Genomic DNA, 18298 nt, shown 5'->3' with positions numbered 1-18298 from the left:
TAAACTTTAGATATGAATTGGATGACCTAATGCCAATTCAGCCGCATCCATAACGGTTTCGGCTAAGGATGGATGTGAGTGGATCGTTAAGGCGATATCTTCAGCATTCATACCAGATTCTACAGCTAAGGTTAATTCTGCAATCAAGTCTGAAGCATTAGAACCCGCGACTTGTGCACCCACAATAACATTATCCTCCTTGGTTGTCACCAAACGAATAAAACCGTTAGTCGCATTCAAGGATAACGCCCGTCCATTACCCGCTAATGGGAATTTAGACGCTTTAACATCTAAGCCTGCTTCTTTAGCTTGATCAACAGTATAACCTACTGAAGCTAATTCAGGATCGGTGAAGCAAACCGCAGGCATAGCAATGTAGTCCACTTCTGAAGGCATACCTGAGATTGCTTCAGCTGCTACTTTAGCTTCAAAACTTGCTTTATGGGCTAAAGCAGCACCAGGAACAGCATCACCGATGGCGAAGATATTGTCTTTATTGGTGCGACCTTGTTTGTCGACATTGATTAGACCACGTTCACCAATAATAACCCCTGCGACTTCTAAACCACAGTTATCGGTGTTAGGACGACGTCCTACAGTTACTAAACAGTAGTCAGCTTCAATAGTATGTTGTTTGCCACCTACTTCATAAGTAACAGCCACACGATCGCCTTTAACTTCTGAATTTAAAGCCATTGCATTAGTGATAATTTCAATTCCTTTATTATTTTTGAAATCATCTTCAACGAGTTTAACCATATCTTTTTCAAAAGTTGGAATAATTTGGCTAGAACCTTCAAGAATAGTCACTTTTGTGCCGAAGTTAGCATAAGCTCCAGCTAATTCAGACCCGATATAACCCCCACCAATCACAACCAATTCCTGTGGGATTTCAGTTAAGGCCAAAGCACCAGTTGAATCGATGACTCGATCGCTGTATTTGAATCCCTTAATCTCAATTGGACGACTTCCTGTCGCCACAATGGCATTATTAAAAGAATAAGTTTGGGCAGCTTCTTCAGTCATGACGCGTAAAGTATGATCATCAACGAAGAAAGCTTCTCCTTCAATAATCTCTACTTTATTTTTCTTCAATAACATCCGCACGCCACCAGTTAATTTGCCAACAACTTCCTTGTCTTTCCATTCTTGCGTGCGTGCAAAATCAACCGTGATTTGTTCGGCATTGATACCAAAATGGTTACCATGCTTTGCATTATGAAAGACATGGCCCGCATTAATTAAAGCTTTAGAAGGAATACAACCCACGTTAAGGCAAGTTCCACCGATGTATTCTTTTTCAATGATGGCTACTTTTTGACCTAATTGAGCTGCGCGAATAGCTGCTACATAGCCGCCAGGGCCTGAACCGATAACCACTGTATCCAATTCAATTGCAAAATCTCCTACTACCATAGTCTTTCACCTTAACCTTCCATTAATAATAATTCTGGGTCTGCTAATAAACGTTTCAATTCGTTCATGGCATTTTGGGCAGTGGCCCCATCGACAATGCGGTGGTCAAAGCTTAATGACAATTTAAGCATACGCCCAATGACGATTTCGCCTTCTGCATTTACAACAGGTTGTGTAGCGATTGTACCCATACCTAAGATGGCTACTTCAGGATGGTTAATAATTGGTGTAAACCAAGATCCACGTGCTGAACCGATATTAGAGATAGTAATCGTTCCTTGACTCATTTCGTCTGAGGTTAATTTACCTTCATGAGCTTTCATCGCTTTTTGGTTAATTTCGTCGGCAATCGCAAACATAGATTTGGTATTCGCATCTTTGATGTTTGGTACGAACAATCCACGTTCGGTATCGGTAGCAATACCAATATTATAATAATTCTTGAAGACAATTTCTTGAGTCGCATCATCAATTGATGCGTTTAGGATTGGATATTTCTTCACGGTAGCAACTAAGGCTTTCACAACATACGGCAAGAACGTTAATTTAATATCGCGTTCAGCTGCCACTGCTTTGAATTTCTTACGGTGATCCCACATAGCTGACACTTCAACTTCATCAAATAAAGTCACGTGAGGAGCAGTTTGTTTAGAGTTGACCATCGCTTTCGAAATAGCTTTACGCATAGCAGATAAAGGTTGACGTGTTTCCATTTCTGCTTGTGATGATTGATAAGCTTTTGGAGCTGATTGTTTCTTAACTGAGTCACTAGCAGAAACAGACTTAGCTGCTGGGGTAGCTGTTTCAGCGCTTACCACTGGGGCACTAGCTGTTTGCACAGGAGCTGAACCGTTAAAGTTGAGAATATCTTCTTTAGTCACTCGGCCACCTTTGCCCGTTGGATTCACTTGGGTGATATCAATTCCTTTTTCACGAGCTAATTTTCTCACAGATGGCATAGCCAAAACTCGTTTAGCTGATGAAGCTGATTGAGTTGACGTAGTAACTACGCTTGTTTCTTTGGCTTGACTACTTGTTGTTGGAGCTGAAGCTGGAGCAGCCTCGTTATGACCAGGTGCATCGATTTCAACTAAGACATCGCCAACCCGAGCAACGGTTCCTTCTGGAACCACGATTTTCAAGACTTTACCCGTCACTGGTGATGGAATTTCTTCCACTGATTTATCATTTTGAACTTCGAGCAAGGTATCGTCTTCTTGAATAGTATCGCCTTCAGCTACCGCCCATTTAACAATTTCCCCTTCGGCAATTCCTTCACCGATATCTGGTAATTTAAATTTAAAGCTGCCACCGGAAGAAGCGGGTACCTCTTTAACTTCAACAGCTGCTGGTGAAGCTGGAGTTGATTCTTTCACTTCTTCTGCTTCGACTGTCGCTGAGTTCGCGCTTGAACCTTCTGTTTCAATTTGAACTAAGACATCGCCGACACGAGCAACTGTGCCCTCAGGAACCACAATTTTAAGAACTTTTCCTGTTACAGGAGAGGGAATTTCTTCAACTGATTTATCATTTTGAACTTCTAATAAAGTATCATCCTCTTGGATAGTATCGCCTTCGGCTACCGCCCATTTAACGATTTCACCTTCTGCAATTCCTTCACCAATATCTGGTAATTTGAATTCAAATGCCATGTTTATTTACTCCTTTTCCATATGATAGATTATCTGATTTAGTTTCTCTAACTTATCCTAAAATGCGTGAATTTCGCGCACTTTTTCTTCAATATCATGGGCATTTGGTAACCAGTCATGCTCAGCTTGACCAAATGGGAAAACAGTATCTGGTGCAGCTACCAAGCCGATTGGCGCTTCTAAAGATAAGACAGCCCGTTCAGTAATTTCAGCCATAACTTTGGCGCCTACACCACCTTGCCGTTGTGCTTCTTGAACCATGACCACACGACCCGTTTTTTCGGTTGTCGCTACAATGGCTTCGATGTCAAGTGGTTGCACGGTTCTTAAATCTAGAATTTCAACAGAGATACCTTCTTTAGCAAGGGTTTCAGCCGCTTTTAAGGCTTCACGAACCATGGCACCATAAGTAATGATGGAAACGTCTGTACCTTCCTTAACAATATTCGCCTTACCTAAAGGAATCGTATATTCTTTTTCGGGAACTTCTTCACGGAAAGAGCGATAGAGTTTCATATGCTCTAAGAAGAAGACAGGATCATTATCACGAATCGATGATAAGAGAAGACCCTTCGCATCATATGGACCCGAAGGAATAACCACTTTAATTCCTGGATTTTGAGCAATTAACCCTTCAAGATTATCCGCATGTAATTCAGGCGTGTGAACCCCACCGCCAAAAGGGGCGCGGAAAGTAATTGGTAAATTCCGGGAACCACCCATCCGGTAACGCGTCCGAGCCGCTTGTGCAGCGACTGAGTCAAAGACTTCAAACACAAAGCCGAAGAATTGAATCTCCGGAATTGGTCGGAAACCTTGTAAAGCTAACCCAATAGCCATACCGCCAATTCCTGATTCGGCTAATGGCGTATTGAATACACGATCTTCACCAAACTCAGCTTGTAAACCTTGAGTCGCTCGGAAAACACCGCCGTTTAAACCGACATCTTCACCGAAAATTAAGGTTTCTTTGTCGTTACGTAATTCAATGGCTAACGCTTCCGTAATAGCCTCAATCATAGTCTTTTGTGCCATCTTATTTATTCTCCTTTGCTTCAAACTTGCTGATTTGTTCTTGAGTCACGAAATCTGGTGTTTCATACATGTTCTTCAAGAAGTCAGAAATCTTTTGTTTAGGGGTAGTATCAGCCATCTTAATCGCTTCTTTAATTTCTTCTTTAGTGCGTTCAATCACTTGATCTTCTTTCTCTTGTGACCAAAGATTCTTAGATTCCAAATATTTACGGAAACGAATTAATGGGTCTTTGGCTCTCCATTCATCTTGAACGCCTTCAGGTTGATAGCGTTTTGGATCATCACCTGATAAAGTATGTGGACCAAAACGATAACATAAAGTTTCGATTAGAACAGGTCCGTTACCAGCAACGGCATATTCACGAGCCGCTTTAGTGATTGCATAAACAGCTAAAATATCCATACCATCCACGACAATTCCTGGGATACCCGCTGCGACTGCTTTTTGCGCAAGGGTTGGAGCAGCTGTTTGTAAATCACGCGGAGTAGAAATCGCCCAACCATTATTTTGAATAAAGAAGATAGCTGGGGCTTTATACGCACCAGTAAAGTTGATACCTTCGTAGAAATCCCCTTGTGATGAACCACCATCGCCTGTCCAAGTTACTGCTACGGTTTGTTTCTTACGCATCTTCATGCCTAAGGCAACTCCAATTGTTTGAACATATTGAGCACCAATAATAATTTGCGGTGGTAAAGCATTAAGATCTTCTGGATAGTTATTTCCTTCGACATGGCCTCGTGACCACAAGAAGGCTTTATGTAAAGGTAAGCCGTGTTTAATTAATTGAGGCACATCACGATAACCAGGCAAGATAAAATCTTCCTTAGTTAAAGCTGAAATAGAGCCAATTTGCGAAGCTTCTTGACCGAAGGTTGGCGCATAGAATCCTAAACGACCTTGACGATTAAGAGCAGTTGAACGTTCGTGAAGGGTCCGCTCCCATACCATATCTTCCATCATTTGTACCAATTCTTCATCAGATAGGTCTGGCATTAATTCAGGATTAACCACTTTTCCTTCTGCATCTAGTATTTGAACCATATCAAAATTAAAATTATCCGGTCTTAACAAATCTGCCATTGACATCGCTTTGTTTGCATTTGTCATCTTGTACACTTTCCTCTCTTCACATTAAATAATAAAGTAACACGCAAAAAAACTGTATCACTCTTTCATACAGATATAATTTAGCATTGACGTGCAGCTAATGCAAGTCATACACTAAGGAGAAAAGCCCTATTTAATAGCATTATACGCTATTTGTGAATTCTTGAATAATGTTTCTGAAAACAAGAAGAATTCTATTTCATTTGCATTTCAAACAAATTAGCTAATTTCCGGCAAACAACTGTAATACTTGTTCTTAATTCACTGTTATATTTATTAGAAATCTGTTTTAAATTTATTCAGCTTTTCGTCTAGGCTTTGATTTAAACAATAAGTTTGTGAAATGAATAATTAATAAAAACTTAATATTATTCATTTGAGTCCTTAATCATTTGTTTTAAATAAAATAAAATCTCACTAGAATTTTTGGCATATAAACCCTCATACCTTGCTTTGCATATTGACAAAATTGTTGCCAAATGAGTATAATAACATAGTTGCTACCGCGACAGACATATCATTATGTGCCAGTAGCTCAGTAGGATAGAGCATTCGCCTTCTAAGCGAAATGTCGGGGGTTCGAATCCCTCCTGGCATATTTTTTGTTTACTAAAAGAATTAAACTTGATATAAATATTGTATTATCAACGTTTTAAGCAATCATTCTTCAAAATCACATTCTAATATCAAGATGTAAGGGACGTAACTTATGGCCTTAACTTAATATCTCCCTAGACATTTGGAAAGGACTAGCAATTAAGCTAGTCCTTTTTTGATGTTTATTAAAAGTGATAAACCCTATCATTTATAACCAACTACTTTTCTCCAATATTTAATTATGCAAATAAAGCCTATGATTTCATATATTTCTCAATAAAAACATTTTTGAATTTTTATTTTATGGAACGCCATTCCAGTTGGATTTCATCGCAGTTGTCACCCAAAACAATTTGCTTTGTTGCTCCATTTTCTAAAAATCCAGCTCTTTTATAAAAACGAATGGCTCTTTCATTTTCTTTGAGGACCCACACAAATACTTTTGGGAAACCATTTAATCTCTTTAAGGCCTCTTTCATTAAAAGCTGGCCTATTTTTTGGTTATGATATTTTTTCTGAACGTACAATGCCCAAATTTCACCCGCTAACTGTTCTTTACTATCTCTATATGGACCAAAAGCTATAAATCCAATAACAGTTTGATTAATTTTTGCGACTAAAGTTTGCCTTTTATTTTTCTTTGCGATTTTAATACATTGTTTGATTGTGAAAGATTGCCAAAAGTTATCATCAATAATCCCTTTATAGGTATCCTGCCAGGTTTGCCACATCACTAGAGCTAATTCTTCAACTTCTTTATCCGTCTCTACGCTTTTAATTTGCACGATCGTTCACCTCTATATAAATTAAAATAATATTTGCCCTACTTCCAAATTCATATTAACATAGAGTTTGATATTTGGCTTATGAGCCATTCTTTGGAGGACACTCATGATAACGATTCAATTAGCTCAACTCATGCAAACAAAAGGAATCAGCGTAGCGGTTATTCAAGCAAACACCCAGATTCCCAAACGAACCATTCTCGATTTAATGAACCAAGAAGCCCGCGGCATCCAATTCGACTCCTTGGATCAACTTCTAACTTATCTTGACATCGATTTGACTGACTTAATTACCTTTAAGTCTCCCAACCAAGATCGGGTAGCTATTGAATTTAGTAAGGCACATATTATGCTTGATAATAGCGATTCTTGTTCCATCGGCACTGATTTAATCTTGCATTACAATCATCCTCAGTGCCCCACCCATCTATCTTTTAAATTGCAAATTGACGGGCACTTGCAGTCTGATACTCAACTCCCAAAAGTACGTTTTGGTTTCCCTGACTTAATTTTCAAAACACTCATTAACCGAACTTTTACCAGTCAAGAAGATTTAAACCAATTTAAGCAAGAGCTAACCGCTGTTTTCCAGTCCTCTTCGATTGCTTTAGAACACTTCCCCCAATTTGAAGTCACTGAATTTGACTTTCCTCTAATAGGACTCAAAAAATAGACAAAAATAACCCGAGCCATTCGAAAAGCTAGACTAGCTCATTTCGAATAACTCGGGTTTCTCAAATTTCATAGACTTAAACACCAACTAAAGTAACTCAGTATCCTCTTTAGCTACCCATGGTTGTAGGGGATCAATATGATCGTAGAACATAATACCTTTAAGATGATCTAATTCATGTTGGCAAACAATGGCTTCATAGTCGCGTAAACGAAGTTCATGCTTTTGACCATCTATATCTTGATATTCTAGTCGAATTTTCTTAGGTCTAGGGACTAAACCAGGTACTTCTCGATCAACCGATAAACAACCTTCACCTTCTTTAAGGGCAATTTTTTGCACCGAGTGACTCTTAATCTTTGGGTTAAACAAGATTGTTGATAAAAGGGGTTCAATCTCATTGCCATCTTCATCAAAATCTGGAATATGCACAGCAAACAATTGCTTGTTAAGATTGATTTGTGGCGCTGCAAGGCCAACACCAGCCCGCAAGCCGTATTGTTCAGCAATTTCATCATCTTGACTATTAATAAGGAAGGTTAGCATCTCTTGTGCCCGCTCTTTTAGTTCAGGCGACAAAGGAAAATCTACTGGTTCGGCAACTTGTCTTAAAGTCGGATGTCCTTCCATAATGATGTCTTTCATTGTTATCATATCTTCTCACCTTATCTTATTCATCTAAATTTTTTCGGCGATAGCCGGCTAACCGATAGACTTGTTTTTCTTCATCATAGGTCAACGATTCAACTAATGTTTGATTGCGATATACAGCGATTTGATTAGCCTCATGAGCTGGGATTTCCAGACTAAATGCTTCTAACTGATCGATAATAGTTGCCCAAATTTTTGCTTTTAACCGTTCAATATCCTCTGCTTGATACGCTGATATCACAATATTGGGAAATAAGGTCGGTTCAAAAGAGCCTTCCACTTGATCTACTTTATTATACACCGTTAAGACCGGCAAATGATCCAATTTTAACTCGCTGATTAACTGAATGACCGTCTGTTCATACATCAAACGCGCTGATGCTGATGCATCGACAACATGAAGAATAAGATCTACATAGCGCATTTCTTCTAAAGTAGACCGGAAAGCATGGATCAGCTCCGTTGGTAAATCTTCAATAAAGCCGACCGTATCGGTAACAGTAAAAGCCTGGTGTCCGTCAATAGTCATTTGGCGAGTCAGCGGGTCCAAGGTTGCAAATAATTGATCCTTTACATAGGTGTCACTGAGGGTCAATTTTGTTAACAAGGTTGATTTGCCTGCATTGGTATAACCCACTAAACCGACATTAAATTCTTTACCACTTTGTCGACGAACTCGGGTCCGTTCTCGATGATCCGCTAACTCTTTAAGTTCGTGTTTAATTGTGGACATAATATGCCGGATATGACGCCGATCACTTTCCAATTTGGTTTCCCCTGGTCCTCGTGTCCCAATTCCAGCTCCTAGACGTGATAGAGATTTACCTTGTCCATGGATACGCGGCAATAAATACTCATATTGGGCCAGTTCAACTTGAAGTTTACCTTCATGAGACTTGGCCCGTAAGGCAAAAATATCGAGAATGAGCTGTACTCGATCGATTACGCGTACCTTCGTACTGGTTTCCAAATAACGGTTAACACTGGGACTCAATTTATTCAAGAAAATAATTAAGTCAGCATCATAGCGATTCACTAAGGCTTCTAGTTCAAGCAGCTTACCCGATCCGATTGCTGATTTGGCATCCAGTCGGGATAATTTTTGCGTTAAACTAGCCTGAACTTGACCCCCGGCTGTCTGGGTCAATGAAATTAATTCGGTCATCAATATTTGAAACTTATCATCTGAATAGTCTTCGGTCTGAACACCGACCAAAAGGACTTTTTCAGGTCCACTTTCTACTTCAATCATACTTACACCCTTTCTTTTGACAGATGCTGACTAATCAAATCATGAGCTTCTTGAAAGGCTTCAGCAGGATGAGTGGTATCAATCCAATGGACGTCCTTCATCCGATTTCTAAACCAAGTCAATTGACGTTTAGCATAGCGACGTGAATTTTGTTGAATTAACTCGACAGTGCTTTGATGGTCACTAGTCCCTTCAAAATAGGGCCACCATTCCTTATATCCAATTCCTTTAACAGAGGTTAAGGACTGATCCGGGGCTATTTGGTATAGGGCTCGCGCCTCTTCTTCTAGACCCGCTTCCACCATTAACTCAACCCGTTGATTAATTCGTTGGTAGAGTGCTTCTCGATCTCGGTTTAGGACAATTAAGCATTCATCAAATACCGATAGCTGATTTTGGTGACTCGTTTGCTGAGAAAAAAGTTTTCCTGTTTCTTGCATGACTTCTAAGGCTCGTATCACCCGCCGTTGATTTTGATAAGGAATTTGACTGGCTGCTCGCGGATCTTGTTCAGCTAATAGTTGCCACAAGGCTTTTGCACCCAATCGCTGGCCATACTCTTGATAATAATCACGCCAGGTGGAATTTTGGCTGGCTTGTCCCCCAAACTCAAGGTCATAAAGTAAGCCCTCCAGATATAAACCTGTTCCTCCCACCAAGAAAGGGAGACTACCCTCTTGAAAGATACTCACAATTCGTTCGGTCGCTAATTCTTTGAAGCGACTCGCATCAAATTGGTCCTGGGGATCACATATATCAAGTAAATGATGAGGAACACCTTGTTTCTCATCCTCACGAATCTTACCCGTACCAATATCCAAACCTTTATAAACTTGAAGACTGTCTCCATTAATAACCTGTCCATTAAAGGCCTGAGCTAATTGGATACTAAGATCTGTCTTTCCCACTGCAGTTGGCCCTGCAATGACGATCAAAGGGATATGCTTATAGTTATGCATGACAGCCTCCTTCCTGATTTATTCACTGATTATTTAGTATTATCTTGATAAGAATGACGCAATTCCTGAGCTAATTTTAGCGAAGCCGGCGTAATATCTTTACCTGACATCATCTGAGCAATGACTTCGATTCGTTGATCTTCATCCAAACTCATTAATTCGGTCTTGGTTCGTTGATCTTGAACAATTTTACGAATATAGACCTGTTGGTCGGCAACAGCGGCTACCTGAGCCAAATGGGTAATGCATAAAACTTGATGGTTTTGGCCGATCGAGGAAATTTTCTCAGCAATGGCTTGAGCAACCCGCCCAGAAACACCGGTATCGATCTCATCGAAGACCATCACTTGAGCTGGAATGCGTCGACTAAAGACCGTTTTTAAAGCTAACATAAATCGAGATAATTCCCCGCCACTTGCCACCTTTATTAATGGCTTGAGTGAATCACCTAGGTTAGTCGCCACATAAAACTCGATTTGATCTAGGCCTTGCTCAGTCAAAGCAAGGAAGTCCTCACCCATGCTAGAGTCAACCCCGACTATTGAAAATTGAACCTTAAATTGGGCATGCGTCATATAAAGTTGATCAAATTCAGCTTTTATGGCTGTTTCAAGTTCGTTTGCCAATTGAATTCGTTGCTGATGAATTTTCTTTGCCCACTCATAAGCTGTCCGATAATCTTGCTGAACTTGGACCGATAATTGTTCCATATATTGCTCGCGATGATTGATTTGATAGACTTCCTCAGAAATAGTTTGGTAGTAGCTTAAGAGTTCATCCACTGACATTTGGTACTTTCGCTTCAATGTTCCAATCTCTGCCAGTCTGCCTTCCACTTCGTCAATGGTCTGGCTATCAAGATCTAAATCTCCATTGCTTTGAGCTAAGCGGTGTGCTAATTCCTGCAATTCATAGTAATGACGCTGGATTTCTTGGCCGATGACTGGGTAGTCCTCATGATAAGGGGCAATTTCCTCTAACAAATCACTAATAACCGCTAACCGAGTCAGCACCGCTTGGTCATCCTCGCTAAACAATTGATTAATGGCCTGCAAATTTTGATTGATTTTCTGTCCGTGTTGCAATTTTTGGCTTAAAGCTTCAAGTTCTTCCGCTTCACCGCTTTGTAAATGGGCTGCCTCAATTTCTTGTATTTGAAAATTTAAGAAAGCCAATCGTTGAGCCTGATTGTCTTCTTTCGTTTGGGCTTGACGCCAAGCTCGTCGACTAGCCTGATAAGTTTGAAAAGCCTTGTGATAGTGGGCTTTCAAGTCAGTCAGTGTTTGATCAGCAAATTGATCGAGAAGACTGATGTGCTGATCACAATTCAAAAGGGACTGATGTTCATTTTGTCCATGAATATCCACAAGAAAAGTCCCAATTTCTTTCAGCAAAGTCACATTAGCAAGTTGTCCATTGACGCGGATAATATTTTTCCCTTGCTGGTTGATTTCTCGTTTGATTATGAGATCTTCTTGATCAGGATCAAAATCTAAACCAAAATCTTGAAGTTGTTTCAACAAGTCGCTTGCTTGAGACGAAATAGCAAACTGACCTTCGATGACCAGCTTATCCTCGCCTGTTCGAATATAGTCACTTGATCCGCGTCCACCACATAGAATACTCAATGCATCAATAATAATTGATTTACCTGCCCCGGTTTCCCCCGAAAGAACAGTCATTCCTTTTGAAAAATCAATGCTAAGTTGTTCAATAATAGCAAAATTTTCAATTCTCAAACTGACTAACATTGTTTTCCCCTTTCTCTACTCAAACGATTCATGGGCAGCCGCCACTATTGCCGGCACATTAACCTGCTGCCAGGTCATATTATTCTCTTCTTGGCAGTTAACTAGATGGGCTAAAAACTCAATATTCCCTTCCCCACCTGTGATAGGTGAAAAGGTTACTTCTTGAATACCGAAGCCAATTCGACAGATAAATTGTAAAACTTCAGTTAATACTTCTTCATGAATAGCAGCCTGACGAATAATGCCGTTCTTGCCAACTCGTTCTTTACCTGCTTCAAACTGAGGTTTAATCAAGGCCAACACACTGCCATCCTTGATCAGAATGTCTTTCAAAGGCGGTAGGATTAACGATAAAGAGATGAAGGACACATCAATACTGGCAATTGTTGGTTGTCCCTCTTTAAAGTCATCAGGTTGAGCATAACGGAAATTTTGCCGTTCCATCACCACGACTCTTGGATCTTGCCGTAGCGAATAAGCTAACTGATTGTAGCCTACATCTAAAGCGTAGGATTTTTGGGCGCCAAACTGCAAGGCCGCATCGGTGAAGCCTCCGGTTGAAGCTCCAATATCTAAGAGAATCTGATCGGTCATATCGATATCAAATGTCTTAATGGCCTTTTCAAGCTTAAGTCCGCCCCGGCTAACATAAGCTAATTTCTTCCCTTTAATGTGAAGCTCTTTTGAGGCATCTATTTTTTCCCCTGGTTTATCATAGCGCTGATTGTTCTCATCATACACTTGACCTGCCATCACTAAGCGCCGAGCTTGTTCTCGTGATTCCGTCAGGCCTAATTGCACAACTAATTTGTCCACACGTTCTTTCTTCATACTATTCCTCAATATCAAGGGCTAAGTAGTCAAGGAACCCAGCCAAAGCTTGATAATTTCGGCCCGTTACTTGACTCAAAAGCTCAATTGTTGCTCGTGCAGCTTCAATTTCGTCTTGTAAAGCTACTTGCGTCTGACTTAAACCTATAAAAGATGGATAAGTAACTTTATCTAATTTCTCATCCGCATGCGTGCGTTTACCAGTTTGACTTTGACTTCCAATCACATCTAAAAGGTCATTGTGAATCTGATAAGCCTTGCCAAAATGTTGAGCAAAAGTTACTAAATGTTGACTGGCATGAGCATCTAGCTCACCAATAATAGCCGCAGCACGTGCAGCAAAGACAAAAAGTTCTCCCGTCTTCAGCGAATGAATGGCTTGAAGTTTGTCTAAGGTCATCTGATTGGCTTGGGCTTTCATATCATCTAATTGACCTGCAACCATCCCTAAAGAACCCGCTGATTGGCTGAGGGCTATCACAAGTTGAATACGTTGATCGCTTGTCAACAATTCATCTTGAGCAATCAAACCAAAGGCATCCGTCAATAATGCATCGCCAGCCAAAATAGCTGTCGCTTCATCAAATTGTTTATGGTTGGTTGGTTGTCCCCGCCGCAAATCATCATTATCCATCGCTGGTAAATCATCATGAATCAGCGAGTAAGTATGAATGTATTCCAATGCCATAGCCGTTTTGAGACCTTTTTTAATTTGGTCTGAAGACTGGGCACTTAACATGGTTAATAAGAGAACCGGACGCAAGCGTTTGCCACCATTCTTTAAGGAATAAATCATCGGCTTTAACATCTCAATCGGTGTCATAACGTACCGTAATTGTTGATCTAAAGCATGTTCAAAAACTTCTCGCAATGCGTTTAAATTCTGCTTACTCATTTGTTTCACCATCTAACTCAATCTCACCCTGTTGGGTCATCATTTTAGCCACCGTTTGTTCGGCTTTCTCTAAACTATCTTGACAGTAGCGGCTCAAAGAAATCCCTTTTTGAAAAGCTGTTAGGGCTTTTTCCAAGGGTAATTCTCCTTTTTCCAATTGTTGGACAATCGCTTCAAGTTCCGCAAGAGCCACTTCAAAGGTTGGTTCCGTTGTCTTCTTAGTTACCATATTTGTCTTCTTCCTTTCATTCCTCTAGCTTGTTTTATTCATTCGAACGGCTGTCACTTGTGCTTGCGTTTGACCATCATGAAATTGGATTGATAACGTTTGCCCAATCTCTACTTCTTTTGCTGATAGAACGACACGCTTATCTTGACTGACAATCGCATACCCTCTTTGCATAATCTTCAAAGGACTGTATGCATCCAATAACGAAATTAACTTATCAACATATTTTTGATTTGCTTCTAATTGACTTGGAAAACGATTTTTTAATCGATAATCTATTTGGATAAGCGCTTGTTTAGCTTCTTGAATCTGCTTTGTCGGTTGTTGGGCAAATAACTGACTATTGAGTAGCGCGTGAGATTGGACTTTTTTAACTAAGTACTGATGCTGAGCCTGCATTAATCGCTGCTGTATTTTATCCAATTCTTGTAAGTAAGGTTGATATACACGTTGAGGCTGCTCTAAAACATAGGACTGATTGACCCGTTCTAACCGACGACGGTGAACACGCAGTTGTCCTTGCAGGGCAACCAACAAGCGATTTTGAAATTGATTAAGGCTACGCAAGACTTCCGCTAAGACCGGCACAGCTAGTTCTGCCGCTGCTGTAGGTGTTGGCGCCCGCAAATCGGCCACCAAATCTGCAATGGTTGTATCTGTCTCGTGCCCCACCGAAGAAATAACTGGCAAACTTGATGCCGCAATAGCACGCGCGACGGCTTCTTCATTAAAAGGCCAGAGGTCTTCAATCGAGCCTCCGCCCCGGGCTAAAATAATCGTATCAAATTCATCAGCCATAGCTTCAACTTGACGAAATGCCGCCACAATTTCAGCCGCCGCTTCGCTACCTTGAACTTTGGTTGGGAAAACCGTTACTCCTACGATCGGATAACGCCTTTTAATGGTAGTCAAAATATCGCGAATAACGGCCCCGCTTGGACTGGTAATGACAGCAATTTTGCGTGGAAATTTAACAAGTGCCTGTTTAGGTTGATTGAATAAGCCTTCTTGCGCTAACTTGGCTTTTAATTGTTCTAGTGCCTGATAAAGTGCGCCTACTCCATCTGGTTGTAATGACTCAATCGTCAGCTGATAAGTCCCAGTGGGCTCATACAAACTAATTCGGCCCATGGCCACTACCTTCATCCCTTCTTCCGGTTTAAAGGCTAATTTATTAAATTGATGGCGATACATGACGGCACTAATTCTTGCTGCATCGTCCTTCAAGCTAAAATATTGATGACTATTGGGACGCAAGCGAAAATTTGAAATTTCACCAATTACCCATACTTGACGCAAATAGGGATCGACATCGAATTTACGTTTTAGGTATTGAGTTAAGGCTTTAATACTTAAATAATTTGGTTGAGCCTGTTCTATGTTTGTTTGCGTGATCATCCGGTCACTTCCTTAATTAACTGTTCAAAATTAAGTTTATTTTGGCTACAGGCACACCGTATTGTTTGTTCAATCGACATAGCCACGGTCATAGGCCCTATTCCACCAGGTACTGTACTAATATAACTAGTTTTTTCTTTGACTAAATCGAAAGACACATCTCCGACTATTTTACCCTGTTCATTGATATTAATGCCTACGTCAACGACAACGGCACCCGGTTTAATATGATCGGGTCCAATCAGGTCAATCACACCTGCAGCCACAACCACAATGTCAGCATCCTTGGTATACGGTACTAGATCACCTGTTGCTTTGTTGCAAGAAGTAACCGTAGCATCGCGGTTCATCATCATTAAAGCTAAAGGTAACCCGACCACGGTACTGTTGCCAATAATACATACATGGCGTCCATGAGTAGGAACTTGATAGGCATCTAAAAGGGCAACAATGCCTTTGGGCGTACATGGAACGATTAATTCTGATCCTTCTGCTACCTTACCTAAATTAAATGGATGAACGCCTTCCGCATCTTTTTGATAATTTAAGTGATTCTCAACGGTTGCAGGATCTAAATGATCAGGTAATGGAGCTTGGATGATTATTCCGTGAACTTGCGTATCTTGATTTAATCGATGAATTTGTTCAAGTAGTTCTTTTTGACTAACATCTTCAGGTAAACGAATTAAATCAAATCCCATGCCGATGGTATGAGCCTTTTTTTCTTTTTGTCTTACATAGACTTCCCCAGCCGGGTTATCTCCCACTTTCACTACCACCAACTTAGGGACGATTTGATGGTTGGTTTTTAAATATTCCATCAATTTTTGATACCGATCGAATAAATTTTGGGAGATATGTTTCCCATCTAAGATTTGATAACTCATTGCCAACCTCCTTACTCACATTCCGTTATATTTTATCACATTATTGCTAACATAACTATCCGGTCATATGGATAAAAGAAAAACAACAAATGAGCCTATTCCTCCTTGTTACTTACGGAACAGACTACATTTGTTGTCAAAATTTCTCATAACTTAAGCTTGGGCTTTTAATAATTGCGCTAGAACTCCACTGACGAATTGACGCGACTTCTCATCACTAAACAATTTGCTGAGTTCAATGGCCTCATTAACAGCAACTTTAGCTGGAACTTGTTCTTCGGAGACCATCAACACTTCATAGAAAGCCACTCGTAAAATGGTCAAATCGATTTTAGCAATACGATCTAAGGTCCACTCATTCGTTAAATAGCGTGCAATTTCATGATCAAGTTTTTCTTGGTGTTCACTGACGCCCGTCACTAGTTGATTTAAATAGGTATCCTTAATTTCAGGATCGAAGCCAGCCTCAGGATCATTTCCTGCCATCATAGCAAATTCTAAGGCCGTTTGAGGATCTGTTTCTGCTAGTGGATTCACTAATTGGAATAAGGTTTGGACAGCTTTTTCACGTACTTGCCGCCGACTTAATTTATTATTCACTCCACTCACCATCTTCATCCTCTAAATGCAACATTGTTTGTGTTTTGTTCGGATCATTATCAATCGCAATCACATGTACATTAACCTGTGCAACGGTAATATCAGTCATGAACAAAACTTGCTCTTTCACTCGATTTTGAATATTCTGTGCTACTTGAGGAACTGAATAGCCATATGCGATATGAACCACTACATCAACGATCAAATCGTCACCGAGGCGACGAACTTTAGCCCCTGATCGAGAAGATTCGCGACCTAACAACTCGCTCACTTCTTTTTGGAAACTTACATGTAGTTTGTTGACACCTTCAACTTCTGTTGCTGCTTTTGCTGCAATTGTTTCAAGTACTTGAGTAGTAATATTTATCTCACCTAAAAAGGCTTGACTTGTTTGGATTTCTTGGGCTGAGTCAATTGGATTTGCCATTGCGCATCCTCCTTCATATTATTTTCACTGTTCCATTTTACCGGAGAATCTACGCTTTGACTAGATAATAATCAGATTCTTTGGACTTTTATTCAGTTCAATAACCCCATCAGTGGTGACCACTAAGTCGTTCTCAATACGTACGCCGCCTAGACCTTCAATATAAATACCAGGTTCATTCGTAATCACCATGTTTTCTTTGACGACGCCGTCTGGATTTTTGAAAGATACCGCTGGTAATTCATGTACGTTTAAGCCTAAACCGTGCCCAGTTGAATGACCAAAATACTGGCCGTAGCCTTTAGATTCAATATAATCTCGAGCCAAAGCGTCGATTTCTTTCCCAGTCATGCCAGCTTTAGTATGACGGTTCACTTCTTCATGGGCTTCAAGAACAATATGATAGATTTCTTCTAATTTTGGATCGATTGAACCAATCGCTATAGTCCGAGTCATATCTGAGGCATAACCTTTATAATAACAGCCATAATCAAGAGTGATGATATCACCCTCTTCAATTATTTTTTCACTCGCACGGCCATGCGGCATTGCTGAACGATAGCCAGAAGCCACAATCGTATCAAAGGACATACCACTTGCCCCTTTATCTTTAAGGAAACGCTCTAATTCGTTAGCGACTTGAATTTCTGTCATACCCACTTTAATGTACTTCAAAATATGGTCAAATGATTGATCAGTAATTTCACAAGCTTCTTTAATGATTTCAATTTCACTATCTTCTTTAACTTGACGAATATTTTCCACGAGGCCACGGGTTTCAATAATCTTTGCTTTGAACAATTCTTTTATCGCTAGATAAGTAGAAACCGTCATGTGATCAGCTTCAATCGCAATTGTTTTTAAGTCTAGCTCGCTAATTAAATCAGCTACCTCAGCAAAAATAGGCTGTTTATTTTCTCTGATCGTATAGCCTACAGCTTGATGGCTAGCTTGTTGCATATAGCGAAAATCAGTAATGAAATAGGCCTCTGTTTGCGTAATAACAGCCACCCCAGTTGTTCCGGTAAAATTTGCTAAATACCGTAGATTTAATAAATCGGTTACCAAAAGTGCCTCGATATGTTCTTCCACTAATCGAGCACGTACTTGTTCTAATCGTGACATGAGCATCCCTCTTTCTTATTTCAT

The 18298-nt window shown here is 40.2% G+C and carries 18 protein-coding genes and 1 tRNA gene; 2 read left to right on the top strand and 17 right to left on the bottom strand.

Annotation, left to right across the window (positions count from 1 at the left end):
- Window positions 1–6: 6 nt before the first annotated feature.
- From lpdA to pdhA, 4 genes are read right to left on the bottom strand one after another with little or no spacing between them, the layout of a single operon-like run.
- On the bottom strand, window positions 7–1416 hold the full coding sequence (gene lpdA / locus EIH20_RS04005; protein WP_124058075.1) for a dihydrolipoyl dehydrogenase: 1410 nt from the start codon (window positions 1414–1416) through the stop codon (window positions 7–9).
- Between the two features lie 11 nt (window positions 1417–1427).
- A complete protein-coding gene (locus EIH20_RS04000) occupies window positions 1428–3068 on the bottom strand; it encodes a dihydrolipoyllysine-residue acetyltransferase (protein ID WP_124058074.1) in 1641 nt (546 codons plus the stop codon).
- 57 nt (window positions 3069–3125) lie between these two features.
- The gene (locus tag EIH20_RS03995; RefSeq protein ID WP_124058073.1) at window positions 3126–4103 is read right to left on the bottom strand and encodes an alpha-ketoacid dehydrogenase subunit beta; all 978 of its coding nucleotides are present in this window, start codon (window positions 4101–4103) and stop codon (window positions 3126–3128) included.
- A 1-nt stretch (window position 4104) separates the two neighbouring features.
- Window positions 4105–5214, bottom strand: a complete 1110-nt coding sequence (gene pdhA / locus EIH20_RS03990) for a pyruvate dehydrogenase (acetyl-transferring) E1 component subunit alpha (protein ID WP_124058072.1) — start codon at window positions 5212–5214, stop codon at window positions 4105–4107.
- 524 nt (window positions 5215–5738) lie between these two features.
- Here pdhA and EIH20_RS03985 point away from each other — a divergent pair.
- Window positions 5739–5812, top strand: a tRNA-Arg gene (locus tag EIH20_RS03985).
- A gap of 295 nt (window positions 5813–6107) precedes the next feature.
- On the opposite strand, the gene EIH20_RS03980 is transcribed toward EIH20_RS03985, so the two are convergent.
- Window positions 6108–6596, bottom strand: coding sequence for a GNAT family N-acetyltransferase (locus tag EIH20_RS03980; RefSeq protein WP_124058071.1), 489 nt, complete (start codon window positions 6594–6596; stop codon window positions 6108–6110).
- A gap of 106 nt (window positions 6597–6702) precedes the next feature.
- Between EIH20_RS03980 and EIH20_RS03975 the strand changes: the two genes are divergently transcribed.
- A complete protein-coding gene (locus EIH20_RS03975; protein ID WP_124058070.1) occupies window positions 6703–7269 on the top strand; it encodes a helix-turn-helix domain-containing protein in 567 nt (188 codons plus the stop codon).
- An 87-nt stretch (window positions 7270–7356) separates the two neighbouring features.
- Here the strand turns inward: EIH20_RS03975 and def are convergent, their stop codons facing one another.
- The 12 genes from def to EIH20_RS03915 all read right to left on the bottom strand — a co-directional run bounded on the left by def (window position 7357) and on the right by EIH20_RS03915 (window position 18274).
- Complete coding sequence (def, locus tag EIH20_RS03970) at window positions 7357–7923, bottom strand: peptide deformylase (protein ID WP_124058069.1); 567 nt, start codon at window positions 7921–7923, stop codon at window positions 7357–7359.
- Window positions 7924–7939: 16 nt separating this feature from the next.
- Complete coding sequence (gene hflX, locus EIH20_RS03965) at window positions 7940–9172, bottom strand: GTPase HflX (RefSeq protein WP_124058068.1); 1233 nt, start codon at window positions 9170–9172, stop codon at window positions 7940–7942.
- Between the two features lie 2 nt (window positions 9173–9174).
- Window positions 9175–10131, bottom strand: a complete 957-nt coding sequence (gene miaA / locus EIH20_RS03960) for a tRNA (adenosine(37)-N6)-dimethylallyltransferase MiaA (protein WP_124058067.1) — start codon at window positions 10129–10131, stop codon at window positions 9175–9177.
- A gap of 29 nt (window positions 10132–10160) precedes the next feature.
- The gene (gene recN, locus EIH20_RS03955; protein ID WP_124058066.1) at window positions 10161–11882 is read right to left on the bottom strand and encodes a DNA repair protein RecN; all 1722 of its coding nucleotides are present in this window, start codon (window positions 11880–11882) and stop codon (window positions 10161–10163) included.
- Window positions 11883–11897: 15 nt separating this feature from the next.
- Window positions 11898–12713: a TlyA family RNA methyltransferase gene (locus EIH20_RS03950; RefSeq protein ID WP_124058065.1), complete on the bottom strand. Its 816-nt coding sequence runs from the start codon at window positions 12711–12713 to the stop codon at window positions 11898–11900.
- A 1-nt stretch (window position 12714) separates the two neighbouring features.
- Window positions 12715–13608: a polyprenyl synthetase family protein gene (locus EIH20_RS03945; protein WP_124058123.1), complete on the bottom strand. Its 894-nt coding sequence runs from the start codon at window positions 13606–13608 to the stop codon at window positions 12715–12717.
- Complete coding sequence (locus EIH20_RS03940) at window positions 13601–13837, bottom strand: exodeoxyribonuclease VII small subunit (RefSeq protein WP_124058064.1); 237 nt, start codon at window positions 13835–13837, stop codon at window positions 13601–13603. Before EIH20_RS03940 ends, EIH20_RS03945 begins: the two co-directional genes overlap by 8 nt.
- Window positions 13838–13861: 24 nt before the next feature.
- Window positions 13862–15235: an exodeoxyribonuclease VII large subunit gene (xseA, locus tag EIH20_RS03935; protein WP_124058063.1), complete on the bottom strand. Its 1374-nt coding sequence runs from the start codon at window positions 15233–15235 to the stop codon at window positions 13862–13864.
- Complete coding sequence (locus tag EIH20_RS03930) at window positions 15232–16122, bottom strand: bifunctional 5,10-methylenetetrahydrofolate dehydrogenase/5,10-methenyltetrahydrofolate cyclohydrolase (RefSeq protein ID WP_124058062.1); 891 nt, start codon at window positions 16120–16122, stop codon at window positions 15232–15234. Before EIH20_RS03930 ends, xseA begins: the two co-directional genes overlap by 4 nt.
- Before the next feature lie 153 nt (window positions 16123–16275).
- Window positions 16276–16722: a transcription antitermination factor NusB gene (gene nusB / locus EIH20_RS03925; protein ID WP_241152379.1), complete on the bottom strand. Its 447-nt coding sequence runs from the start codon at window positions 16720–16722 to the stop codon at window positions 16276–16278.
- Entirely contained in the window at window positions 16715–17149 is a 435-nt protein-coding gene (locus EIH20_RS03920) for an Asp23/Gls24 family envelope stress response protein (protein WP_124058060.1), read from the bottom strand. The genes nusB and EIH20_RS03920 overlap by 8 nt, the downstream gene beginning before the upstream one ends.
- 60 nt (window positions 17150–17209) lie before the next feature.
- Window positions 17210–18274 (bottom strand): aminopeptidase P family protein, encoded by a 1065-nt coding sequence (locus EIH20_RS03915; protein WP_124058059.1) that lies wholly within the window; start codon window positions 18272–18274, stop codon window positions 17210–17212.
- Between the last annotated feature and the right edge of the window lie 24 nt (window positions 18275–18298).

This window comes from Vaginisenegalia massiliensis (assembly GCF_900604935.1).
In the GTDB taxonomy this organism is placed as follows: Bacteria; Bacillota; Bacilli; order Lactobacillales; family Aerococcaceae; genus Vaginisenegalia; species Vaginisenegalia massiliensis.
Note: the sequence above shows the minus strand (reverse complement) of the source record. Positions and strands in the feature narration are given on the sequence as shown.

What these genes read in the sequence shown, in the direction of transcription:
- EIH20_RS03940 (WP_124058064.1), bottom strand. Translation starts at nt 13,837, where the DNA reads ATGGTAACTAAGAAGACAACGGAACCAACCTTTGAAGTGGCTCTTGCG.
- EIH20_RS03950 (WP_124058065.1), bottom strand. Translation starts at nt 12,713, where the DNA reads ATGAAGAAAGAACGTGTGGACAAATTAGTTGTGCAATTAGGCCTGACG.
- EIH20_RS03915 (WP_124058059.1), bottom strand. Translation starts at nt 18,274, where the DNA reads ATGTCACGATTAGAACAAGTACGTGCTCGATTAGTGGAAGAACATATC.
- recN (WP_124058066.1), bottom strand. Translation starts at nt 11,882, where the DNA reads ATGTTAGTCAGTTTGAGAATTGAAAATTTTGCTATTATTGAACAACTT.
- EIH20_RS03930 (WP_124058062.1), bottom strand. Translation starts at nt 16,122, where the DNA reads ATGAGTTATCAAATCTTAGATGGGAAACATATCTCCCAAAATTTATTC.
- xseA (WP_124058063.1), bottom strand. Translation starts at nt 15,235, where the DNA reads ATGATCACGCAAACAAACATAGAACAGGCTCAACCAAATTATTTAAGT.
- hflX (WP_124058068.1), bottom strand. Translation starts at nt 9,172, where the DNA reads ATGATTGAAGTAGAAAGTGGACCTGAAAAAGTCCTTTTGGTCGGTGTT.
- pdhA (WP_124058072.1), bottom strand. Translation starts at nt 5,214, where the DNA reads ATGACAAATGCAAACAAAGCGATGTCAATGGCAGATTTGTTAAGACCG.
- miaA (WP_124058067.1), bottom strand. Translation starts at nt 10,131, where the DNA reads ATGCATAACTATAAGCATATCCCTTTGATCGTCATTGCAGGGCCAACT.
- EIH20_RS04000 (WP_124058074.1), bottom strand. Translation starts at nt 3,068, where the DNA reads ATGGCATTTGAATTCAAATTACCAGATATTGGTGAAGGAATTGCAGAA.
- EIH20_RS03975 (WP_124058070.1), top strand. Translation starts at nt 6,703, where the DNA reads ATGATAACGATTCAATTAGCTCAACTCATGCAAACAAAAGGAATCAGC.
- lpdA (WP_124058075.1), bottom strand. Translation starts at nt 1,416, where the DNA reads ATGGTAGTAGGAGATTTTGCAATTGAATTGGATACAGTGGTTATCGGT.
- def (WP_124058069.1), bottom strand. Translation starts at nt 7,923, where the DNA reads ATGATAACAATGAAAGACATCATTATGGAAGGACATCCGACTTTAAGA.
- EIH20_RS03945 (WP_124058123.1), bottom strand. Translation starts at nt 13,608, where the DNA reads ATGAGTAAGCAGAATTTAAACGCATTGCGAGAAGTTTTTGAACATGCT.
- EIH20_RS03920 (WP_124058060.1), bottom strand. Translation starts at nt 17,149, where the DNA reads ATGGCAAATCCAATTGACTCAGCCCAAGAAATCCAAACAAGTCAAGCC.
- EIH20_RS03995 (WP_124058073.1), bottom strand. Translation starts at nt 4,103, where the DNA reads ATGGCACAAAAGACTATGATTGAGGCTATTACGGAAGCGTTAGCCATT.